Here is a 3,223-nt window from a genome sequence, read left to right as displayed (position 1 = left end):
CCTGCTCCCGCAACCAACACTAATTCGCCAGACATATCAAAGGCTTCGGATCTGCAATCCGGGGCCTTCTTCGTATTTGCGCCTTCCGCGCCCGCAGCAAGCCGCAGCAGCCCGGCCAGATCGCCCTCCAGCGTCAGATCCAGGCCAGCGCCCTCCGCCGCAGGCGTCAGCACGATCCGCTCCACCAATGCGCGCAGCGCCTCCTTGGCGTCTTCCATGCCTTCGGCGGACCCAAGGGTCCGGATCAGCCGCGATACCCGTTCGCGGTAGGCCTCCGCCATCGACGGGTGAAACACCACCGGGTCCGGGGCTGGGGTATGCTCCAGCTCCCGTTCCAGCTGCTGGCGCCGCGTGTCGAGCTCGATCATCCGGTCTTTGACCTGCTCCGCGGGCACGCCCGCGATGATCGCATCCACCAGCTTCTGGTGGTCGCGTTTTGCGCGGGCCAGTGCCTGTTCCTTTTCCTTGCGGTTCCCGGCGGCTGCCGCCTTCAGCCGGTTGCGCTCGGCTGTGTATTCTTCGCAGAAGACCTGCACCGCGTCCGGATCCATCAGGTGGTTCGCAAGCGCATCCAGCACCCGGGCTTCCAGGTCGGCCTGCTTGATCGTGCGCTTGTTGCTGCAGACCGCGGCCCCCTTGTTGCGGGCCGGGGAGCAGCCGAAGCTGTCCCTGGAGATCTTGGCAAAGCCGCCGCCGCAGCAGCCGCAGGCCATCAGGCCGGAAAACAAGGTCTTGGGGCGGCGCCGGTCCCAGACCGGCACATTGGTGCCCGCGGTCTTCAGTTCGCCCTGGCGGGCCCGGACCGCATCCCAGAGATCCTGTTCGACGATCCGCAACTGCGGAACGTCGGTGATCGTCCACTCGCTTTCCGGGTTCAGCCGCGAGATGCGCTTGCCCGTTTGCGGATCCTTCACGTAGCGCAGCCGGTTCCAGACCTGCCGCCCGATGTAGAGCTCATTGTTCAGGATGCCGGAGCCGCGCTGGCGGTTGCCGTGAATGGTGGAGGCACCCCAGTGGCGGCCGGACGGGGCAGGCACGCGCTCCTTGTTGAGCGCTTCGGCGATCTTCTTCGGCGAAAGCCCGCGGGCGTAGTTCGCGAAGATCCGGCGCACGACATCTGCCTCTTCCGGATGGATCTCGCGCTCGCCGCGGATCACGTCGCCATTGCTCGTGAGTTGCGGCTTCATGCGGTATCCGTAAGCTTTGCCGCCTGCGGATTTGCCCTCCAGTGCGCGCCCTTTGAGACCGCGGTGAGTCTTCATCGCGATGTCCTTGAGCTGGAGCGCATTCATCGTCCCCTTCAGCCCGATATGGATCTCCGAAATCAGCCCGTCCGCCACGGTCTCGATCGGGAGGCCGTTGAAGCAAAATTCCTGGTAGATGTGGGCAATGTCGGCCTGGTTGCGGCTTAGACGGTCGAGGGCTTCCGAGATAACCACATCGAAGGTGCCGCCGCGCGCATCGCGGAGCAGGGCCTGCATGCCGCTGCGCATAAGGCTGGCGCCGGAGATGGCGCGGTCGGAATAGGTGGCCACGACCTCCAGCCCCTGGGCCTTGGCGTAATCGGTGCAGTCGCGGATCTGGTCCTCGACAGAGGCGTCGCGTTGCAGGTCTGTCGAGTAGCGGGCGTAGATGGCTGCTCTGAGCCTGGGCTGGGACATGGCGGTGTTCTCCGGTGGTTTGATGTTAACCGGGAGAATTGCCGTCCCGGTGGTCGGTGCGGGCTGCCTCGCGGGCGAGGGCGCGCAGGAGTTCGTGAAGTGACGCGCGGGAACCGGCGTCCTGCCGGCAGGAGCCGTTTTGCGGGCGGCCGGGTGTTTCCGGCGCCTGCGGGCATTCGGCATGTCTCTTCCGGTCCCGTGCCATAGGCCGAGGTCTCCTGTCTCCGGTGGGCGGTGGCCGCCCGCGTGTGCTGATGGAGACAGTTTAATGCGCCGGACTGGGTTGGATCGACCCAGGTTGTAACTCTGCGGAGACGGAAATTGTGGATAAGGGACTAGAAATACGGAACTTTCCCTCTGCAGAGGGAGCTGGGCAGGGATGCGGGGCATAGACCGCTCCGGCGGGGCTTTGGGACAAAGTATTTCCGGAAGGGAATTATCCGGATTTTGGACCAACCGGAGCCTGCACCGCGGAAGTTTGCACATAAGACTTGTGCAAACCTCGCGGCGGTGCGGCTTGGTTGGCGGGCGCATCTACTGGTCCAGGACCGGCTCTGGATCTACATGCCGCGGCACGTCACGCAGCCAGGACCGGACCGCCTTGGCGTCGAACTCTCGTTTCTGCACCAGGTCTGCAGCCATGTCCTTAAGCAGTTGTTGATGGGGGTACAGCAGCGCGCGCGCGTGGTCCTCGGCGTAGTCGAGCCGCTCCTGCAGGCGCTGGCGTTCGCAGGCCGTCAGGCGGGAGGGATCCTGCGGTCCAAACCAGCCGTTGCCGAAGGCCCCTAAACCCAGTTCAAAATCCATCGCCAGGACCATCCGAGCTGCTTTTCCGAGGTCGGAGGTGGCGCTGCCGCCAGCGCCAGCGGACACAGTCCCAAAGATGAGCCGCTCCGCCGCCCGCCCTGCGAGGTGGATATACAGCTGGCATTCAAAGTCTGCCGACAGACCCGCGTTCGGGGGAACATCCCGCTCAATTGTGCCGCCAGATGGAGACAGGCTGATCCGCGTGATCGTCTCGCCGTAGCTCCACGAGGTGATGGCGTGACCGGCTTCATGAATGGCGATGCGGTAAAGCAGGTCGTGGTTCTCCTCCTGTGCCATGACTTGCAGATGGCGGCGCAGAAGCTGCAGATCGAGCGGGCAGCCGCTGTGCCGGGCTTCACTGCGGGCAGAGCGCACCGCCGCGTCCACGTCGGCGGCGGTTTTGCCAATGCTGTCCCGCGCCAGCTCCAACATCGCATCCTCGGGGAATGCGTCCTGCAGCCGCTCAGCAAGGAGGTGCTGCAGCATCGCCATGCTTGGCAACGGCATCTCGATCTTGATGTCAAACCGCCCGGCTCTCAGCACCGCGGGGTCGATGTGCTGCGGGTGGTTGCAGGCACCAACCACCATGATCCCTTCCTCCAGGCCGATGCGGTCCATCTGCTCCAGGAGACCAGCGATCACCTGCGATCCATATCTGCTGCCGTGGGTGTCGCCGCTGGTGCGCGAGCTGATCGCGTCGATCTCGTCGATGAAGAGGATACAGGGCGCATTCTGCCGTGCTTCATCGAAGCTTT

At 64.5% G+C, this 3,223-nt stretch carries 3 protein-coding genes; all 3 read right to left on the bottom strand.

Annotation, left to right across the window (positions count from 1 at the left end):
* A partial coding sequence (locus RA21_RS21545) for a recombinase family protein (protein ID WP_039152600.1) occupies nucleotides 1-1,661 on the bottom strand: 1,661 nt, incomplete at its 3' end.
* A gap of 25 nt (nucleotides 1,662-1,686) precedes the next feature.
* Nucleotides 1,687-1,866, bottom strand: a complete 180-nt coding sequence (locus tag RA21_RS22740) for a hypothetical protein (RefSeq protein ID WP_152610607.1) — start codon at nucleotides 1,864-1,866, stop codon at nucleotides 1,687-1,689.
* Between the two features lie 329 nt (nucleotides 1,867-2,195).
* On the bottom strand, nucleotides 2,196-3,223 hold a 1,028-nt coding region (locus RA21_RS21540; RefSeq protein ID WP_039152598.1), incomplete at its 5' end, for an AAA family ATPase.

The sequence above is a fragment of the Leisingera sp. ANG-DT genome (assembly GCF_000813785.1).
Taxonomy (GTDB): Bacteria; Pseudomonadota; Alphaproteobacteria; order Rhodobacterales; family Rhodobacteraceae; genus Leisingera.
Note: the sequence above shows the minus strand (reverse complement) of the source record. Positions and strands in the feature narration are given on the sequence as shown.

Coding starts and splice junctions, on each gene's coding strand:
- RA21_RS22740 (WP_152610607.1), bottom strand. CDS start 1,866: ATGGCACGGGACCGGAAGAGACATGCCGAATGCCCGCAGGCGCCGGAA.